The following is a 16,702-nucleotide window of genomic DNA, read 5'->3' on the forward strand; positions in this document are numbered from 1 at the left end:
GGCAGCCCCCCGCCGTCAGCCGTTCCAGTCGTAGACGCGGACGAAGTCGACCATGATGTCGTAGTGGCCCGGCACGTTCGGCCCCGGCACGCCGCCATACCAGGTATCCGCCGGCGAGCCGACATGGCCCTGGAGCCCGACCGTCATCTTCTGGTTTGGGATGTTCTGCGTGTAGGTGTGGATCGCCTGGCCGTCGACGGTCATCGTCACCCGGGTCGGCGTCCATTCCAGCCCGTAGACGTGCCACTGCGTCAGGTCGATGTCGTAGTTGTGGCTCTCGTAGATGTCGCCGCCGGTCTTCGGGTCGGCCCAGTGCTGGGTGACCATGCCGTCGCCCTTCGGCGTCTCGAGGATGTCGAGCTCCGGCGGCCAGACGCCCTGCGCCGCCGGCCAGAGCAGGAAGACCGGCCCCATCCCCGTCACCTCGGCGCCCATCTTCGCCATGATCTCCACCTTGCCGTAGGTGAAGGCGAAGCCCGGGTTCCACTGGTTCGGCGTGGTCGAGAGGCCGCCCGCCGCCCAGCTTCCGTCGGCCTGCTTGGTGATGCCGATGTTGAGCATCCCGTTGCCGACGCTGACCTCGGAGTTGTCCCAGCGGAAGGCGCCGTTCCAGTAGCTGGACCCGCCGTAGCTGATGGGCCATTTGGTCGGGTCGACCTTGGTCCCGCTGAACTCGTCCTGGAAGATGAGCCCGCCGAACTCGCCGGTCTTCGGCGCCGCTGCATAGGTCCAGGTCGGGTCGACCAGCGTGTTCATCCAGGCGCCGCTGACGCCGGCCAGCATCACCGTGTCGCCCGAGCCCGGCCCGTAATGCACCAGCGTGCCGGTGATGCCGTTGACCGTCGCCGCCTCCTGCCAGACCGCGAAGGTGCCGTCGGTGGCGATGGAGAGGCGGTCCTCGCCGGGCTTGAAGTCGGTGATGACATCGGCGCCGTCGCCCGGCTTGAAGACGAAGACGTCGACGCCGGTGCCGCCGGTCAGCACGTCGTTGCCCAGCCCGCCGGTGATGGTGTCGTTGCCGGCGCCGCCGTTGATGGTGTCGGCGCCGAGCTTGCCGGTGAGCACGTCGTTGCCCGGGGTGCCGGTCAGGTTGAGGTTGTCGGACAGGGGCGGCGCCTCGAAGAAGGAGAAGCTCTTCGCGCCGGTCGAGCCCAGGAAGAGGCTCGAATCCGCGACGTTGGCGCCGCCATAGCTCGCGCCGTCGACATAGAGGTTGCGGTCCTGCGCCACGGAGCCGCCCCAGCCGTCGTTGAGGAAGGCCACCTCGACCTTGTGCGTGCCCGCCGCCCAGTCGCCCTTCAGCGTCAGCGTGTCGTACTGTCCCTTGCTGTGCAGCGCGGAGGCGGTGAAGGTTCCGCCGATCTGCACGCCGTCGACCTTGACCGTGTATTGCGCGCTGCCGCTCCAGTAGTCCTGGCTGACCTTCAGCACCAGGCTGTCCGGCCCCGCGCCCGCGGTGAGGAATTTCGGCGGGAAGGGGTCCGCCGGGGGCTGCTCGACGAAGGAAAAGCTCTGCGCCCCGGTGCGGCTCAGGTTGAGGCTCGCCCCCGTCACCGCCGCGCCCGCATAGGTGGCGCTCTCGACATAGAGGTTACGGTCGGAGTCGCTCGTCCCGCCCCAGCCGTCATTGAGGAAATTGACCTCGACCCTATGGGTGCCTGCCGTCCAGTCGCCCTTCAGCGTCAGGGTGTCGAACTGCCCGGAGCCGCGCAGGGCGGAGGCGGTGAAGGTGCCGCCGATCTGCACGCCGTCGACCTTCACTGTGTACTGCGCGCTGCCCTGCCACTGGTCCTGGGTGATCTTCAGCACCAGGCTGTCCGGCCCCGTGCCGGCGGTGAGCGATACCGGGTTGAAGACCGTCTGCGCGACACTTGCCGCCGGCACCAGCGCCGGGTTGGTCAGCCATTCCAGCTTCACGTTGGTGATGCCGGCGAGGAAGACTGAGTCCGACCAGGAGCCGTTGTAGACGATGCTGGTGCCGTAAATCCCATTGACGGAGGTCTGGTAGATCCAGGGGGTGTAGCTGGGGCTGGCAATGGAGATCCGGTCCACGCCGAGCTGGAAGTCGGTGATGAAATCCGCCCCGTCGCCCGTCTTGAAGACGAAGGTGTCGGCACCGGCACCGCCCGTCATCGTGTCGGCCCCGGAGCCGCCGGTGATCGTATCGGCGTCGGCACTACCCTTGAGCGTATCGTTGAAGGAGGTACCCGTGATAACGGCCATGGACCTTCTCGCTGCTGACAACCGAGAGGCGTTCCCGGTTGCCGAATACAACTAGAAGTTGATTTCAGCGTCAAACAGAAAACTGAGATGGCACGCAACGAACTATGTGAGTTGCAACGGGGGTAACATCAGCGGCCGGTATGCCCGGCGGAGAAGGAAGGGGGGCTGGGAACCATCGACACCTGGCCCACTGCGAAGAACAGCAGCACGCCGGGGCCGGCCGCCGCCGGCAGCACGGTGAGGAGGAGCACCCGGTTCCGGTTGCCCGTCAGCATGCCCCGCCAGCGCCAGCCGCGACCTGGCCGGCTAGAGAGGTAGCGCCGTTCGCCTATTCAACCCGAGGTTGCCAACGGGGCCAGCGCCACCCCATCGGCCGACCGGCCCATGGCCTCCAAACACCATGGCCCGGGAAGCGCCGGCAGGCCCGTCACCAGCCCCAGCCGGAGCACCAGCCTGGGGATGGTGATGGTGAGGTCGATCCCCAGCAGCCGGGCACCAGCGGGAGGAAAGGCACCAGCGCCGCCACAGGCTGATCTCCGCATCCAACCCATTCAGCCGTGCGACCGCCGGAGCCGTCGCTGCCGCGCAGCGTGCCGCCAGCAGCACCCTGCCCGCCCCAAGCGGCCCGTCCAGCGCCGCCGCCTCCTGAGCGACCAGCGGGCAGGCGAGCAGCGCCCCGGCCGGAAGCCCCGCCACCGGCCAGGGCCGCCGCAGCCAGGCAAGGCTCCGCGCCAGGTCGATTCTGCGCAGCACGGGCGTCATCAACAGGGTGACCGCCGGGCTCAGTCCGCCCGGTATCGCCGCCGCCACCGGCCCGCAGGCGATCCCGGCGAGGATGCCCGGCGCCAGCAGCGCCGTGCCATGGCGCGAACCGGTCGAGGAGGCGCGGAAAGGCCAGGGGATGAGCTCGGAGGCGCCGTCGCGGTTGGAGAGGCTCGCCCGAGGTTCTATAGCTAGGGGGGTGTCCGCACCACTCCCCCACCCCCCTTCGCCCGGCGATGACTACCTCGCCCGCCTCAACCCCGAGCAGCGGGAGGCGGTCGAGACCCTCGACGGCCCCGTGCTGATCCTGGCCGGCGCCGGCACCGGCAAGACCCGCGTGCTGACCACGCGCTTTGCCCACCTGCTGAAGACCGGCCGCGCCTGGCCAGGCCAAGTGCTGGCCGTCACCTTCACCAACAAGGCGGCGCGGGAGATGCGCGAGCGCGTCTCGGCCATCCTCGGCCAGCCGGCGGAGGGCCTCTGGCTCGGCACCTTCCATGCGCTCTGCGCCCGCATGCTCCGCCGCCATGCGGAGCTGGTGCGGCTGACCAGCGGCTTCACCATCCTCGACACCGACGACCAGCTGCGCCTGCTGAAGCAGGTGATGGAGGCCGCCGGCATCGACCTCAAGCGCTGGCCCGCCCAGGGGCTGATGGGTCAGATCCAGCGCTGGAAGGACCGCGGCCTCTCGCCCGAGCGCGTCACGCCGGTCGAGGACACCGACTATGCCGGGGGCAAGGCGCGCGGCCTCTACGCCGCCTACCAGTCCCGCCTGCGCGACCTCAATTGCTGCGACTTCGGCGACCTGATGCTCCACATGACGGAGATCTTCCGCACCCATCCCGAGGTGCTGGCCGACTGGAACCGCCGCCTGCGCTACATCCTGGTCGACGAGTACCAGGACACCAACCTCGTCCAGTACTACTGGCTCCGCCTGCTGGCGCAGTCGCACCGCAACATCTGCTGCGTCGGCGACGACGACCAGTCGATCTATTCCTGGCGCGGCGCGGAGATCGAGAACATCCTCCGCTTCGAGAAGGACTTCCCCACCGCCAAGGTCGTGCGGCTCGAGAGCAACTACCGCTCCACCAAGCCGATCCTCGCCGCCGCCTCCCACCTCATCGCCCACAACAGCGGCCGCCTCGGCAAGACGCTGCGCACCGGCCGCAACGATGCCGAGGGCGAGAAGGTGCGCGTCGTCTCGCTCTGGGATTCGGAGGAGGAGGCGCGGATGGTCGGCGAGCGGATCGAAGCCGCGAAGCGCAGCGGCCACAAGCTCGCTGAGATCGCCATTCTGGTTCGCGCCGGCTTCCAGACCCGCGCCTTCGAGGAGCGGCTGATCACCCTCGGCCTGCCCTACCGCGTCATCGGCGGCCTGAAATTCTACGAGCGCGCCGAGATACGCGACGCCATGGCCTATCTCCGCGTCCTCGCCCAGCCGGCCGACGACCTCGCCTTCGAGCGTATCGTCAACACCCCGAAGCGGGGCTTAGGCGACACCGCGATGCGCCGCATGCACGAGCTCGCCCGCGGCGAGGGCATCCCCCTCGCCGCCGCGGCGGAGCGCCTGCTGCCGAGCCTCACCGCCAAGCCCCGCGCCGCGCTGTCCGAGCTGATGCACGGCTTCGCCCGCTGGCGCGGGGGCCTCGGCAAGGAGGGCCATGTCGTCACCGCCGCGACGCTGCTCGACGAAAGCGGCTACACGGAGATGTGGAAGCAGGACAAGTCGCCCGAGGCGCCCGGCCGGCTCGAGAACCTGAAGGAGTTCATCCGCGCGCTGGGCGAGTTCGAGAGCCTCGCAGGCTTCCTCGAGCATGTCGCGCTGGTGATGGAGAATGACGAGAATTCGGACGGTGACCGCCTCTCGCTGATGACGCTGCACGCGGCGAAGGGACTGGAATTCGACACCGTCTTCCTCCCCGGCTGGGAGGAGGGGCTCTTCCCCCATGCCCGCGCCATGGAGGAGGGCGGCGAGAAGGGCCTCGAGGAGGAGCGCCGCCTCGCCTATGTCGGCATCACCCGCGCCCGCAAGCAGGCGATCATCTCGGCCGCCGCCAACCGCCGCATCTACGGCAACTGGTCCGCCTCCGTCCCCAGCCGCTTCCTCGACGAGCTGCCGCTCGACCATATCCAGCGCGAGGGCAGCGCCAGCATGGCCCGCCAGCGCATGGCCGAGATGCCCTCCGTCTTCACCGGTGCCGGCGGCCTCCAGGCCCGCAAGCCGCGGGTGATCGAGGCCGGCGCCTGGGAAGTCCAGTCCCGCCCCTCCCATGCCCAGCCGCTGAAGCCCGGCGAGCGGGTCTTCCACAAGAAATTCGGCTATGGCCGGGTGACCGCGGTGGACGACAACCGCATCGAGGTGGATTTCGAGAAATCCGACCCCAAGCGGGTGCTCGACAGCTTCCTGGAGCGGGCCTGATGCTCTCCCGCCGCCGCACCGAGCCGCTGGAAGTGCTGGCGATCGAGGGCCTGCCCGAGGCGGCCCTTCCCGCCTTCGAGGCGGCCCTGCAGACCGTCTGCGCGACGGTCGCCTACTTCCGCGAGGAGCCGGCCGAGACCTGGCGACTCGAAGGCGTCCGCGAGGCCGGCGCCGGCGAGGAGGCACTCGAAGGCGCCTTGGCGCTGGCCGCCCTCGTCTCCGGCATCGAGCCGCCCGCCGTGCAGGCCGGCCCGATCGAGGCCGAGGGCTGGCTCGCCCGCACCATCGAGAGCTTCCCCGAGGCGCCGGTCGGCCGCCGCTTCCTGATCCGCCCGACCCATCTGCCGAACCCGCCGGAGTATGGCCGCATCGTCCTGCGGCTGGATGCCGGCCTGGCCTTCGGCAGCGGCGAGCATGCCTCGACCCAAGGCTGCCTCATGGCCTTCGAAGGGATGGCGCATCGCCGCCCGCGCCGGATCCTCGATCTCGGCACCGGCTCGGCGATCCTCGCCCTGGCCGCGGCGCTATGGCTGAAACGCCCCGTGCTGGCGACGGATATCGACCCGTGGTCGGTCCGCGTCGCGGCGGAAAATGCGGCGCTGAACGGCGTGCAGCGCCTGCTGCATCCGCGCCTGGCGGATGGGTGGAAGGGCCGGGCCATGCAGGGCCGGCAATACGAGCTGATCTTCGCCAACATCCTGGCGCGGCCGCTCTGCGCCATGGCGCATGCGCTGGCGGCGCATCTGGCGCCGGGCGGCACCGCCATCCTCGCCGGGCTGCTCGGCAGCCAGGCGCGAATGGTGCTGGCGGCGCATCGCCGCCAGGGTCTCAGGCTGGAGCGGCGCATCGATATCGGCGCCTGGACCACCCTGGTCCTGCGCCGCTAGCGATGCGCCGTGGGTTAGCGCGTCAGCTCGCCGCGGGCCACGCGGCCGAGATCGCCACGGGTCAGGCCGATATCGGTCAGCTCGCGCTCGGACAGCGCGGCCAGCTCGGCGCGCAGCCGGGCCCGGGCCGGCCAGCCGAAGATCGCATCCGCGATCCGGGCCAGGCTACGGCGGAGGGCTGCCTGGTTCGCGCGGCCGGCCGCCTCGCGCAGCGAGGCGATCTGCTCGGCGGCGGGGTTGCGGGGCAGGGGGAGCAGCAGCGCTGCCTCCGCCTTGGTCATGCGGGCGTCCATTGTCTCGGTTCCAATCCTTGCGGGGCGGGCGTTCCCGTCTCGCTTCGCACTGCAGCAATTAAGCTCGAAACGGTTTTGTTGCTCGTGCGAAGGCAACAGCGGAGCCATGCGATTCATGCGGGGCTTCGCCGCAATCCCTGCATTTTTGCTTTACCAATTCGTGAGGATTGCCGATGACACCCGCCGAACGCCTCGCCGCCCTCCGCGCCGAACTCGCCCGCGCCGGGGTCGACGGCTTCCTCATCCCCCGCGCCGACGAGTATCTCGGCGAGTACGTGCCCGCCCCCGGCGAGCGCCTGGCCTGGCTCACCGGCTTCACCGGCAGCGCCGGCCTCGCCGTGGTGCTGATGGACCGCGCCGCCCTCTTCACCGATGGCCGCTACACCACCCAGGCCGCCCAGCAGAGCGACACGACGCTCTGGGAGCAGCGCCACATCACCGAGCAGCCCGCGGCCGACTGGCTCGCCGAGCACGCCGCCGGCCGGCGCATCGGCTACGACCCCTGGCTGCATGCCGAGGCGGCGCTCGCCCGCCTCGAGCGCCCGGGCCTCGTCTTCGTCCCGCTCCCGGCCAACCCGCTCGACGCCGCCTGGGCCGACCGCCCCGCCCTGCCCATGGCCGAGGCCCGGCCGCACCCGCTGCGCTATGCCGGCGTCGCCGCCGCCGAGAAGCGTGCCAATGCTGCCGAGGCCCTGCGCGCCGCCGGCGAGGATGCCGCCATCCTCGCCGACCCCCACTCCCTCGCCTGGCTGCTGAACATCCGCGGCGGCGACCTGGACCACACCCCGCTCGCCCTCGGCTTCGCCCTGCTCCGCGCCGATGCCTCGGCCGAGGTCTACATGGACCCGGCCAAGGTCCCGGCCGAGACGCGCGCCCATCTCGGCAACGACGTGGTGGTCCGGCCTCGCGCCGAACTCCCCGCCGCCCTCGCCGGCCTGGCCGGGAAGCAGGTCCGCCTCGACCCGGAGGCGACGCCCGCCTGGTTCGCCGCCCGCCTGCGCGAGGCCGGCGCCACCATCGTCCCGGGCGACGACCCCTGCCGCCTGCCGCGCGCCTGCAAGAACACGGTGGAGCGGGAAGGGGCCCGCAGCGCCCACAGGCGCGACGCGGTGGCGCTCGCCCGCTTCCTCGCCTGGTTCGCCCGTGAGGCGCCGACCGGGCGCGAGACGGAGATCAGCGCCGCCGAACGGCTGCTCGCCTTCCGCCGGGAGGTGCCGCTCTTCCAGGGCGAGAGCTTCCCCGCCATCAGCGGCGCCGGGGAGAACGGCGCCATCGTCCACTACCGCGTCACGCCCGAGAGCAACCGCCCGATCCGCGCGGAGGAGTGCTACCTCACCGACAGCGGCGCCCAGTATCTGGACGGCACCACCGACGTGACCCGCACCCTCTGGACCGGCCCCGGCCCGGCCCCGGAGGCGCTCCGCGCCCGCTACACCCGCGTGCTGCAGGGCCATATCGGCCTCGCCACGCTGCGCTTCCCGAAGGGCGTCGCCGGTCCGCATGTCGATGCCATCGCCCGCCGCGCCCTCTGGCAAGCCGGCCTCGACTTCGACCACGGCACGGGGCATGGCGTCGGCAGCTTCCTCTCGGTGCATGAGGGCCCTGCCTCCATTAGCCGCGCGGCGAAGCCCGTGCCGCTCGCCGCCGGGATGATCCTCTCCGACGAGCCCGGCTACTACCTGCCCGGCCAGTACGGCATCCGCATCGAGAACCTCCTCCTCGTCCGCGAGGCCGAGCAGCAGCCGGACCAGACCAAGCCCTTCCTCGAATTCGAGACCCTGACCCTCGCCCCCTATGCGCGTGCCCTGATCGAGCCTGCCCTGCTCTCGCCCGCCGAGCGCGGCTGGGTCGACGCATATCACGCCCGCCTGCTGGCCCTGGTCGCCCCCGGCTGCGACGCCGCCACCTCGGCCTGGCTGGAGGAGGCCTGCCGCCCGCTTGGCTGAGCGCCGCCGCCTCCGACGGGGCCCGGGCGGGGTCAGGACGGGCCGGTCAGCCGAACCCCGCCATCTCCCGCCATTCCGCCTCGCTCAGCACGCGGAGGCCGAGCTCCGCCGCCTTCTTCGCCTTGCTGCCCGCCTCGGCGCCGACGACGACGAAATCGGTCCGCGCCGAGACGCTCTTCGTCACCTTGGCGCCGAGCGTCTCCGCCCGCGCCTCCGCCTCCGGCCGCGTCATCGTCTCGAGCGTGCCGGTGAAGACCAGGACCTTGCCCGCGAAGGGGCTGCCCTCGGCCGCCGCGCTCGCCACCGGCACCGGCGAGACCTCGCGCGCCAGGTCGTCGAGCGCCGCGAGGTTGCGCTCCTCCTCGAAGAAATCGACCAGCTCCTGCGCGATCGCCGGCCCGATCCCCTGGATCGAGCCCAGCTCCTCCCGCGCCTCGGAGCCGATGACGCGTGCCGCCAGCATCCGCTCGCGCCAATCGGGCAGGGTGCCGTAGTGCCGCGCCAGCAGCTTCGCATTGGCCTCGCCGATGCGCCTGATGCCGAGCGCGAAGATGAAGCGGTCGAAGGGCGGCGCGCGCCGCGCCTCGATGGCGGCGAGCAGGTTCGTCACCTTCCTCGACTCCTCCGCCCGCTTGGAGCGTGCGCCCCAGCCTTCCCAGCCGCGCATCCGCTCGGCATGCCGTGCCAGCCGGAAGATCTCCGCCGGGCTCCGCACCAGCCCCTCCTCGTGGAGCTTCAGGATGTTCTCCTCGCCGAGCCCCTCGATATCCATGGCGTTGCGGGCTGCGAAATGCTTCAGCCGCTCCACCGTCTGCGCCGGGCAGATGAGGCCGCCGGTGCAGCGCTTCACCACCTCGCCCGGCGGCCGCACCGCATGGCTGCCGCAGGCCGGGCAGCGGTCGGGGAAGGCGAAGGGCTCGCTCCCCTCCGGCCGCTTCTCGAGCACGACGGAGACCACCTGGGGGATGACGTCGCCCGCCCGTTGCAGCACGACGGTGTCGCCGATGCGCACATCCTTGCGCGCGATCTCGTCCTCGTTGTGCAGCGTCGCATGCTGCACCATGACGCCGCCGACATTGACCGGCTGCATCACCGCCCGCGGCGTCAGGGCGCCGGTCCGCCCGACCTGAATCTCGATGCGGAGCAGGGTCGTCGTCGCCCGCTCGGCCGGGAATTTCCAGGCGACCGCCCAGCGCGGCGCCCGCCCGACGAAGCCGAGCCGCGACTGCCAGTCCAGCCGGTCGATCTTGTAGACCACGCCGTCGATGTCGTAGTCGAGCCCGGCCCGCCCCGCGCCCATCCGCGCCTGGAACCCCTCCGCCGACTGCTCCTCTGGCAGCAGCTCGGAGAGCGGGTTGACGCGGAAGCCCCAGCGCCGGAGCGTCGCCAGGTACTCCCAATGCGTGCCGGCGACGGGCGTGCTCGACGCGCCCTGCGCATAGGCAAAGAATTGCAGGGGCCGCCGCGCCGTCACCTCCGGATCGAGCTGCCGGAGCGAGCCCGCCGCGGCGTTGCGCGGATTGGCGGGGATGCGGATCTCGGGGCCCACCTTCTCGCCGCGCTCGCGCCGCTGCTCCCGCTCCTCGGCGAGGCGCGCCTGCTCATCGCGGAATGCGAGGAAGTCCGCCTTCGACATGAAGACCTCGCCGCGGATCTCGATCTGCGCCGGCGCCTCCGGCCCGAGCCGCCGCGGTAACTCTTCCTCGCGCAGCGTCTCGAGGTTGCGGGTGATGTCCTCGCCCTGCGTGCCGTCGCCCCGCGTCGCGCCGCGGACGAAGACGCCGTTCTCATAGGTCAGGTTGACCGAGAGCCCGTCGATCTTCGGCTCGGCGACGAAGCGCAGCACCTCCTCCGGCGGCAGGCCGAGGAAGCGGCGGATGGTGCGGGTGAACTCGGCGAATTCCTCCGGCCCGAAGACATTGTCGAGGCTCAGCATCGGCGTGCGGTGCTGCGCCTTGGCGAAGCCCGCCGCCGGCGCCGCGCCTGGCGGCGCCTCGCTCGGGCTGTCGCCCCGCTTCAGCTCGGGGAAGCGCGCCTCGATCGCCGCATTGCGCCGCCGCAGCGCGTCATACTCGGCATCGGTGATCTCGGGCGCGTCGTGCTGGTGATAGGCGATGTCGGCCGCCGCGATCGCGGCGGCGAGGGCGGCAAGCTCGGCCGCGGCCTCCTCCTCCGTCAGCTGCTCCGGCGGGCGGGCGCGCAGGCTCATGCGGGCCCTCCCGCCGCCCTGGCGAAGGCGTCGCCGTCCAGCTGCCACGCCGTCAGCGGCTCGGAGCCCGCGCCGAGCCGCCGGTAGAAGGCGGCCGCGCCATCATTGCCTGGCTTGGAGGTCCACAGCACCATCACGCCGCCCCGTCGCAGGGTCTCCGCCGCCACCGCCTGCACCAGCGCTCGCGCCACGCCCCGGCGCCGCTCCGCCGGCAGGACGAAGAGGTCGCCCAGATGGCTGCCGCGGAGGGCCCGCGTCGAATCGTAGCCGGGCAGCACGGTCGCATAGCCGATGACGGCGCCGCCCGGGCCTTCCGCCACCAGCGCGAAGCCGGCCGGATCGGCCGACAGGAAGTCCCGCCGCATCGTCTCCGCGGTGATGTGGCCGAGCGGCTCGCCATCCTCGAGGTTCAGCGCCTCGGCCAGGACGGCCAGCGCCACCTCGTCGCCCGGCCGAGCCATGCGGATCACAGCAACCCGCCCGTCAGCAGGCTGTCCGCCGCCGCCCGCGCCGCATCCGTCACCCGCTCCCCGGCCAGCATGCGCGCGATCTCCTCGCGCCGCTCGCGCTTGTCGAGCGGTTCCACCACCGTCGTCGCCCGCTCGCCCTTCACCTGCTTGGCGACGCGGAGCTGCTGCGCCCCGCGCGCCGCCACCTGCGGGCTGTGCGTCACCACCAGCACCTGCAGCCGCTCGGCCACACGCTCCAGCCGCTCGCCGACCGCCGCCGCCGTGGCGCCGCCGATGCCGGCATCCACCTCGTCGAAGATCAGCGTCGGCACCGGCGAGCCGCGCGCCAGCACCACCTTCAGCGCCAGCATCAGCCGCGACAGCTCGCCGCCCGAGGCGATCTTCTGCAGGTGCCCCGGCGCCTGCCCGGGATTGGTGGCGACGAGGAAGGTGACGCGGTCCATCCCATCCGCCGCCCAGGCGCTCTCCTCCCGCGCCGCGACCTCGACGAAGAAGCGCGCCCGGTCGAGCTTCAGCGGCGGCAGCTCCTTGGCGAGCGCCCGCTCCAGCCGCCCCGCCGCCTCGCGCCGCGCGGCCGAGAGCGCCTCGCCCGCCGCGAGGTAGGCGCGCTTGGCCTCGCCCGCCGCCTGCTCCAGCCGCGCCACTTGCCCGCTGCCGGCATCGAGCGCCCCGAGCCGCTCCTTCAGCGAGACCAGCAGCGCCGGCAGCTCGACGACGGCCACGCCATGCTTGCGGGCCGCGGCGCGCAGGCCGAAGAGCCGGTCCTCCAGCACCTCCAGCCGGCGCGGGTCGGGCCCGTCCTCCTGCATCAGCCGCTGCAGCAGAGTCTCCGCCTCGGCGAGCGAATCCTGCGCGGCGCCGAGCAGCGCGACGATGGCCTGCGCCTCCTCGTTCGGCGGCGGCAGCCGCTCCAGCGCGCGGGCCGCGTTGCGCAGCGCCTCCGCCGGCCCGCCGCGCCGCCGGTCGCGCGGCTGCAATTCGCTGAGGGCATTGGCGATGCTCTCGCCCCGCCGCTCGCCCTGCTGCAGGCGCTGCCGCTCCTTCGACAGCTCCTCCTCCTCGCCCTCCACCGGTGCCAGGTCGGAAAGCTCCTGCACGGCGTGGCGGAGGAACTCTTCGTCCCGCTGCGCCGCCGCGATGGCCTCCCGGGCGGCGGCGAGGGACCGCGCCGCCTCCCGCCAGGCCCGCCAGCCGGCGCCGGCGGCGTTGCGCCGGCCCTCGAGCCCGCCAAAGGCGTCGAGCAGCCCTGCATGCGTCGCCGGGTCGGCGAGCCCTACTTGGTCATGCTGCCCCTGCACCTCGACCAGCGTCGATGCCAGCCGCCGCAGCAGCCCGACCGAGACGGGCTGGCCGTTTACGAAGGCCCGGCTCCGCCCATCCGCCTGCACAGTGCGGCGCAGCACCAGCGTCTCCTCCGCCTCCATGTCCTGTTCGGCGAGGATGGTGTGCGCGGGGTGCCCCTCCGGCGGCATGAAGCCGGCGGCGACCGAGCATTGCTGCTGACCGGCGCGGACCATCCCCGCCTCCGCCCGCTGCCCGCAGGCAAGGCCGAGGCTGTCGAGCAGGATGGACTTGCCGGCGCCCGTCTCGCCGGTCAGCACCGTCAGCCCGGCCCCGAAGGAGAGGTCGAGCCGTTCGATCAGCACCACGTCGCGGATGGCCAGGGAGGCGAGCATGCGCCGGCTAGGGCAGGCTCCGACCGGGTGGACCCACCCGACCGGAGGCATCTGCCCGCCTGTCCAACAAGGCGGAGCGGGTTGCGTGAGCCATGGCGAAGGGAACCCGCCCTAGAAGATCCAGTTCCAGGCCCGGCGCGCGAAGCCCGGCCGGTCGCCCCGCGCCGGCGCCGCGCCGTCCACCAGCAGCGCGTAGCTGTCCTGGTACCAGGGGCTGCCGGGGAAGTTGTGGCCGAGCACCGCCGCCGTCTTCTTCGCCTCGTCGACCAGGCCGAGGGTCAGGTAGATCTCGGTCAGCCGGTGCAACGCCTCGGGGACATGGTTGGTGGTCTGGTAGTCCTCCACCACTTTCTTGAAGCGCCCGATCGCCGCGCCGTAGAGTTTCTGCCGCTGGTAGAAGCGGCCGATATTCATCTCCTTGCCCGCCAGGTGGTCGCGGCCGAGATCGAGCTTGAGGCGCGCATCCCGCGCATAGGCGCTGTCGGGGAAGCGGTTCACTACATCCTGCAGCGCGGCCATCGCCTGTTCCGTGGTGCGCTGGTCGCGGTCCGCCTCGGCGATCTGCTCGTAGTAGCAGAGCGCGCGGAGGTAATAGGCATAGGCGATGTCGCGATGCGCCGGATGCAGCTGGATGAAGCGGTCGAGCGCGCCGAGCGCCTCGGTGTAGCGGTTGCGCATGTACTCGCCATAGGCGGACATGATCTTGGCATTGGTCGCCCAGGCCGAGAGCGGATGGTCCCGCTCCACCTGGTCGAACAGGTCGACCGCCGCCTGGTAGCGCCGTGCCTGCAGCGCCTCGATCCCCGCCGCGTAGAGCCCCTCGGGCGAGCGGTCGAGCACGTTGTTGACCCGCGCCGTGGCCTGGCGCTCCGTGGTGAGGGTCGATTGCTTGCCGTCCCAGTTGCTGCCGAAGAGCGAGCAGCCCGGCAGCGCCGCAAGGGCCAGCCAGAGGGAGAGCAGGGGAGGGAGGCGTCGGATCATCACGGACCGGTCGAAGGGGAGGGCCCGGCTTATAGCACGCCGCCGCCCGGGTCCACAGGGACCCGGGGCGCGTCTCAGGCCACCGCCATCGCCGGCTGCCGCATGGCCGCATACTCGCCCACCGGCGCCGGCAGCGCCTGCGGCAGGATGAAGCCCGGCACCGCGCGCCAGTTGGCCGGATCGGCGAAGAGCGCCCGCAGCAGCCTGTTGTTCAGCGCATGGCCCGAGCGGTGCCCGATGAAGCGCCCGCGGACTGGCGCACCGGCCAGCGCCAGGTCGCCTACCACGTCGAGCAGCTTGTGCCGCACGAACTCATCCGCCTGCCGCAACCCGCCGGGGTTGAGCACCAGCGGCCCGTCGACCACCACCGCATTGGCGAGGCTGCCGCCCCGGGCGAGGCCGGCGGCGCGCAGCCGGGCCACCTCCTCCGCCAGGGTGAAGGTCCGCGCCTCCGCCAGCTCCGCCCGGAACTCGCGGGGGGAGATGCGCGCCTCGAGCGACTGCCGGCCGATGGCCGTGCCCGGGAAGTCGATGGTGAGCGCCGCCTCGAGCCGGTCGCCGCCGGTCGGCTCCAGCATGGCCCAGGCGGCATCCGGGCCCTCGCCCTCCTGCACCCGCACCGGCCGCAGCACCTCGACCGCCTCCGGCAGGCCGAGCCCGGCCTGGGCGACGAGGCCCGTGCAGTCGATCAGGAAGACGAAGGGCGCGGCGGAGCCGTCGAGGATCGGCACTTCCGGCCCGTCCAGCTCGACGATCGCGTCATCGACGCCGCAGCCGGCCAGCGCCGCCATCACATGCTCGACCGTGCCGACCCGCGCCTCCGGCGCATCGGCCAGGCCGAGCGCGGTGCAGAGCCGCGTGTCGACCACATGGTCGAAGAGGGCCGGGATCTCGACCCCGATATCGGTGCGGCGGAAGCGGATGCCGGCCCCGGCCTCGGCCGGGCGCAGGGTCAGGCTCACGCGCTTGCCGCTGTGCAGGCCGATGCCGACGCAGCCGATGGCGGCCTTCAGCGTCCGGCGGCGACCTGTCTCAAGCGGGAAGTATCCGTCCATGCCTACCCCTGTCGAAAGCCCGGACCCAAGACAGGGCGGCCGGGACATCATGAGGGCTTCTGCCCAGGTCAATACCTGGCACCGGCACCTGGGATCCGCGAGTCAAGCCTTATTACCTCATATTACGCCATAACCCTTTGATAGTGCGCGTCTTTTGCGGCGCACATCGCACACGTAACCCGTGATGGCCACGAATGCGAAACGGGCAGCCCCGGTCAGGGCGGCCCGCTGCGGGCGACGGATTCGGATTCGGCGTCAGTTCGACTGGCGGCGGAGGAAGGTCGGAATCTCGAAATCCACTTGGCCCTGCGGCGCCTCGGCCGGGCGCTGCGGCGCCGGCTGGTCGAGCCGCGGGGCGACCGGCGCCGGGGTAGGTTCGGCCAGTGTCCGCCGCATGCCGCTCTGGGCCGCGCCGGTCACCCGGCGGAACAGGCCGCCGAAGCCGCCCGGCGCCGGCGCCTGAGGCACGGCAGCCGGCTGGGCCGCCGCCATCGGCGGGATGGCCGGGGCAGGGGCCGCCGCCTCCTCCGGCTGGACCATGACCTGGAGGTTGGGAGCCGGGGTGGCCGCCTGCGCCACCGGGGCCGGCGCCACCGCCGCCGCCCGCAGCGCCCCGCCGCGCATCGCGGCGACGCGCGGAGCACCCGGCGTGGCCACCCCCGGCGCGAGGCCGGCCGTCGCCGCCGGCCGGCCCGGGCGGCCGCCCGGCAGCATGGTCAGCCCTGCCTGCGGCGCCGCCGCGGCGACAGGCGCCGCCTGCACGGCCACGGGCGCCGCCACCTGCGCCTGCTGCGCATCGATGCCCGTGGCGACGACCGAGACGCGCAGCCGCCCGTTCAGGTCCTCCTCCACCGAAGTGCCGAAGATGATCTGCGCATCCTCGTCCACTTCCTTGCGGATGCGGTTGGCGGCCTCGTCGACCTCGAACAGGGTCATGTCGTAGCCGCCGGTGATGTTGATCAGCACGCCGCGCGCCCCGCGCAGCGAGGCATCGTCGAGCAGCGGGTTGCTGATGGCGCGCTCGGCCGCCTTCACCGCGCGGTCGTCGCCATCGGCCTCGCCGGTGCCCATCACTGCCTTGCCCATCTCCGCCATGACGGTGCGGATGTCGGCGAAGTCGAGATTGACCAGGCCCGGCTTGATCATCAGGTCGGTGACGCCGCGCACGCCGTCATAGAGCACCTCGTCCGCCAGCTTGAAGGCCTCGGCGAAGGTAGTGCGCTCGGTTGCCATCCGGAACAGGTTCTGGTTCGGGATGATGATCAGCGTGTCGACGAAATTCTGCAGCTCCTCGATGCCGGATTCGGAGGCGCGCTTGCGCTTCGGCCCCTCGAAGTCGAAGGGCTTCGTCACCACGCCGACCGTCAGCACGCCCCGCTCGCGCGCCATGCGGGCGATGACCGGCGCCGCGCCCGTGCCCGTGCCGCCGCCCATGCCGGCGGTGATGAATACCATGTGGCAGCCGTCGAGATGCCGCGCCAACTCCTCCGTCGCCTCCTCGGCGGCGGCGCGGCCGATCTCCGGCTTCGCGCCGGCGCCGAGACCCTGCGTCAGATGCGGGCCGAGCTGAACCCGCTTCTCCGCCTTCGAATGCACGAGCGACTGCGCATCCGTGTTGGCGACGACGAACTCGACCCCTTCGAGGCCCATGGCGATCATGTTGTTGACAGCATTCGTCCCGCCGCCGCCGACGCCGATGACGGTGATGCGCGGGCTGAAATCCGTGTGCTGGACAACGGGCAGGGTGAGGTTGAGGGTCATGCGGGGATCTCCTCGCGGCA

General features: G+C 71.9%; 12 protein-coding genes. 3 read left to right on the forward strand and 9 right to left on the reverse strand.

The window, feature by feature from the left end:
* Positions 1-15: 15 nt before the first annotated feature.
* Together AC5JJ1_RS17955 and AC5JJ1_RS17960 are read right to left on the reverse strand one after the other, a co-directional pair.
* Positions 16-2,223: a carbohydrate-binding domain-containing protein gene (locus AC5JJ1_RS17955; RefSeq protein WP_495786477.1), complete on the reverse strand. Its 2,208-nt coding sequence runs from the start codon at positions 2,221-2,223 to the stop codon at positions 16-18.
* A gap of 128 nt (positions 2,224-2,351) precedes the next feature.
* Positions 2,352-2,498, reverse strand: a complete 147-nt coding sequence (locus tag AC5JJ1_RS17960; RefSeq protein WP_495786478.1) for a hypothetical protein — start codon at positions 2,496-2,498, stop codon at positions 2,352-2,354.
* Positions 2,499-3,124: 626 nt separating this feature from the next.
* On the opposite strand from AC5JJ1_RS17960, the gene AC5JJ1_RS17965 reads away from it, so the two are divergent.
* Together AC5JJ1_RS17965 and AC5JJ1_RS17970 are read left to right on the forward strand one after the other, a co-directional pair.
* Positions 3,125-5,404 carry an ATP-dependent helicase gene (locus AC5JJ1_RS17965; RefSeq protein ID WP_495786531.1) on the forward strand — a complete coding sequence of 760 codons (2,280 nt, stop codon included), beginning with the start codon at positions 3,125-3,127 and terminating at the stop codon, positions 5,402-5,404.
* Entirely contained in the window at positions 5,404-6,291 is an 888-nt protein-coding gene (locus tag AC5JJ1_RS17970) for a 50S ribosomal protein L11 methyltransferase (RefSeq protein WP_495786479.1), read from the forward strand. Before AC5JJ1_RS17965 ends, AC5JJ1_RS17970 begins: the two co-directional genes overlap by 1 nt.
* A gap of 14 nt (positions 6,292-6,305) precedes the next feature.
* On the opposite strand, the gene AC5JJ1_RS17975 is transcribed toward AC5JJ1_RS17970, so the two are convergent.
* Complete coding sequence (locus tag AC5JJ1_RS17975) at positions 6,306-6,584, reverse strand: DUF1127 domain-containing protein (protein WP_495786480.1); 279 nt, start codon at positions 6,582-6,584, stop codon at positions 6,306-6,308.
* A gap of 173 nt (positions 6,585-6,757) precedes the next feature.
* On the opposite strand from AC5JJ1_RS17975, the gene AC5JJ1_RS17980 reads away from it, so the two are divergent.
* The gene (locus tag AC5JJ1_RS17980; protein ID WP_495786481.1) at positions 6,758-8,530 is read left to right on the forward strand and encodes an aminopeptidase P family protein; all 1,773 of its coding nucleotides are present in this window, start codon (positions 6,758-6,760) and stop codon (positions 8,528-8,530) included.
* A gap of 46 nt (positions 8,531-8,576) precedes the next feature.
* On the opposite strand, the gene ligA is transcribed toward AC5JJ1_RS17980, so the two are convergent.
* The 6 genes from ligA to ftsZ all read right to left on the reverse strand — a co-directional run bounded on the left by ligA (position 8,577) and on the right by ftsZ (position 16,682).
* The gene (gene ligA / locus AC5JJ1_RS17985; protein ID WP_495786482.1) at positions 8,577-10,739 is read right to left on the reverse strand and encodes an NAD-dependent DNA ligase LigA; all 2,163 of its coding nucleotides are present in this window, start codon (positions 10,737-10,739) and stop codon (positions 8,577-8,579) included.
* Complete coding sequence (locus AC5JJ1_RS17990) at positions 10,736-11,200, reverse strand: GNAT family N-acetyltransferase (RefSeq protein WP_495786532.1); 465 nt, start codon at positions 11,198-11,200, stop codon at positions 10,736-10,738. The genes ligA and AC5JJ1_RS17990 overlap by 4 nt, the downstream gene beginning before the upstream one ends.
* A 5-nt stretch (positions 11,201-11,205) precedes the next feature.
* A complete protein-coding gene (gene recN, locus AC5JJ1_RS17995; protein WP_495786483.1) occupies positions 11,206-12,885 on the reverse strand; it encodes a DNA repair protein RecN in 1,680 nt (559 codons plus the stop codon).
* Between the two features lie 111 nt (positions 12,886-12,996).
* Positions 12,997-13,866, reverse strand: a complete 870-nt coding sequence (locus AC5JJ1_RS18000) for an outer membrane protein assembly factor BamD (RefSeq protein ID WP_495786484.1) — start codon at positions 13,864-13,866, stop codon at positions 12,997-12,999.
* A 74-nt stretch (positions 13,867-13,940) separates the two neighbouring features.
* Complete coding sequence (gene lpxC / locus AC5JJ1_RS18005; protein ID WP_495786485.1) at positions 13,941-14,921, reverse strand: UDP-3-O-acyl-N-acetylglucosamine deacetylase; 981 nt, start codon at positions 14,919-14,921, stop codon at positions 13,941-13,943.
* A 255-nt stretch (positions 14,922-15,176) separates the two neighbouring features.
* The gene (gene ftsZ / locus AC5JJ1_RS18010; protein WP_495786486.1) at positions 15,177-16,682 is read right to left on the reverse strand and encodes a cell division protein FtsZ; all 1,506 of its coding nucleotides are present in this window, start codon (positions 16,680-16,682) and stop codon (positions 15,177-15,179) included.
* Positions 16,683-16,702 lie beyond the last annotated feature (20 nt).

The sequence above is a fragment of the Belnapia sp. genome (genome assembly GCF_059504005.1).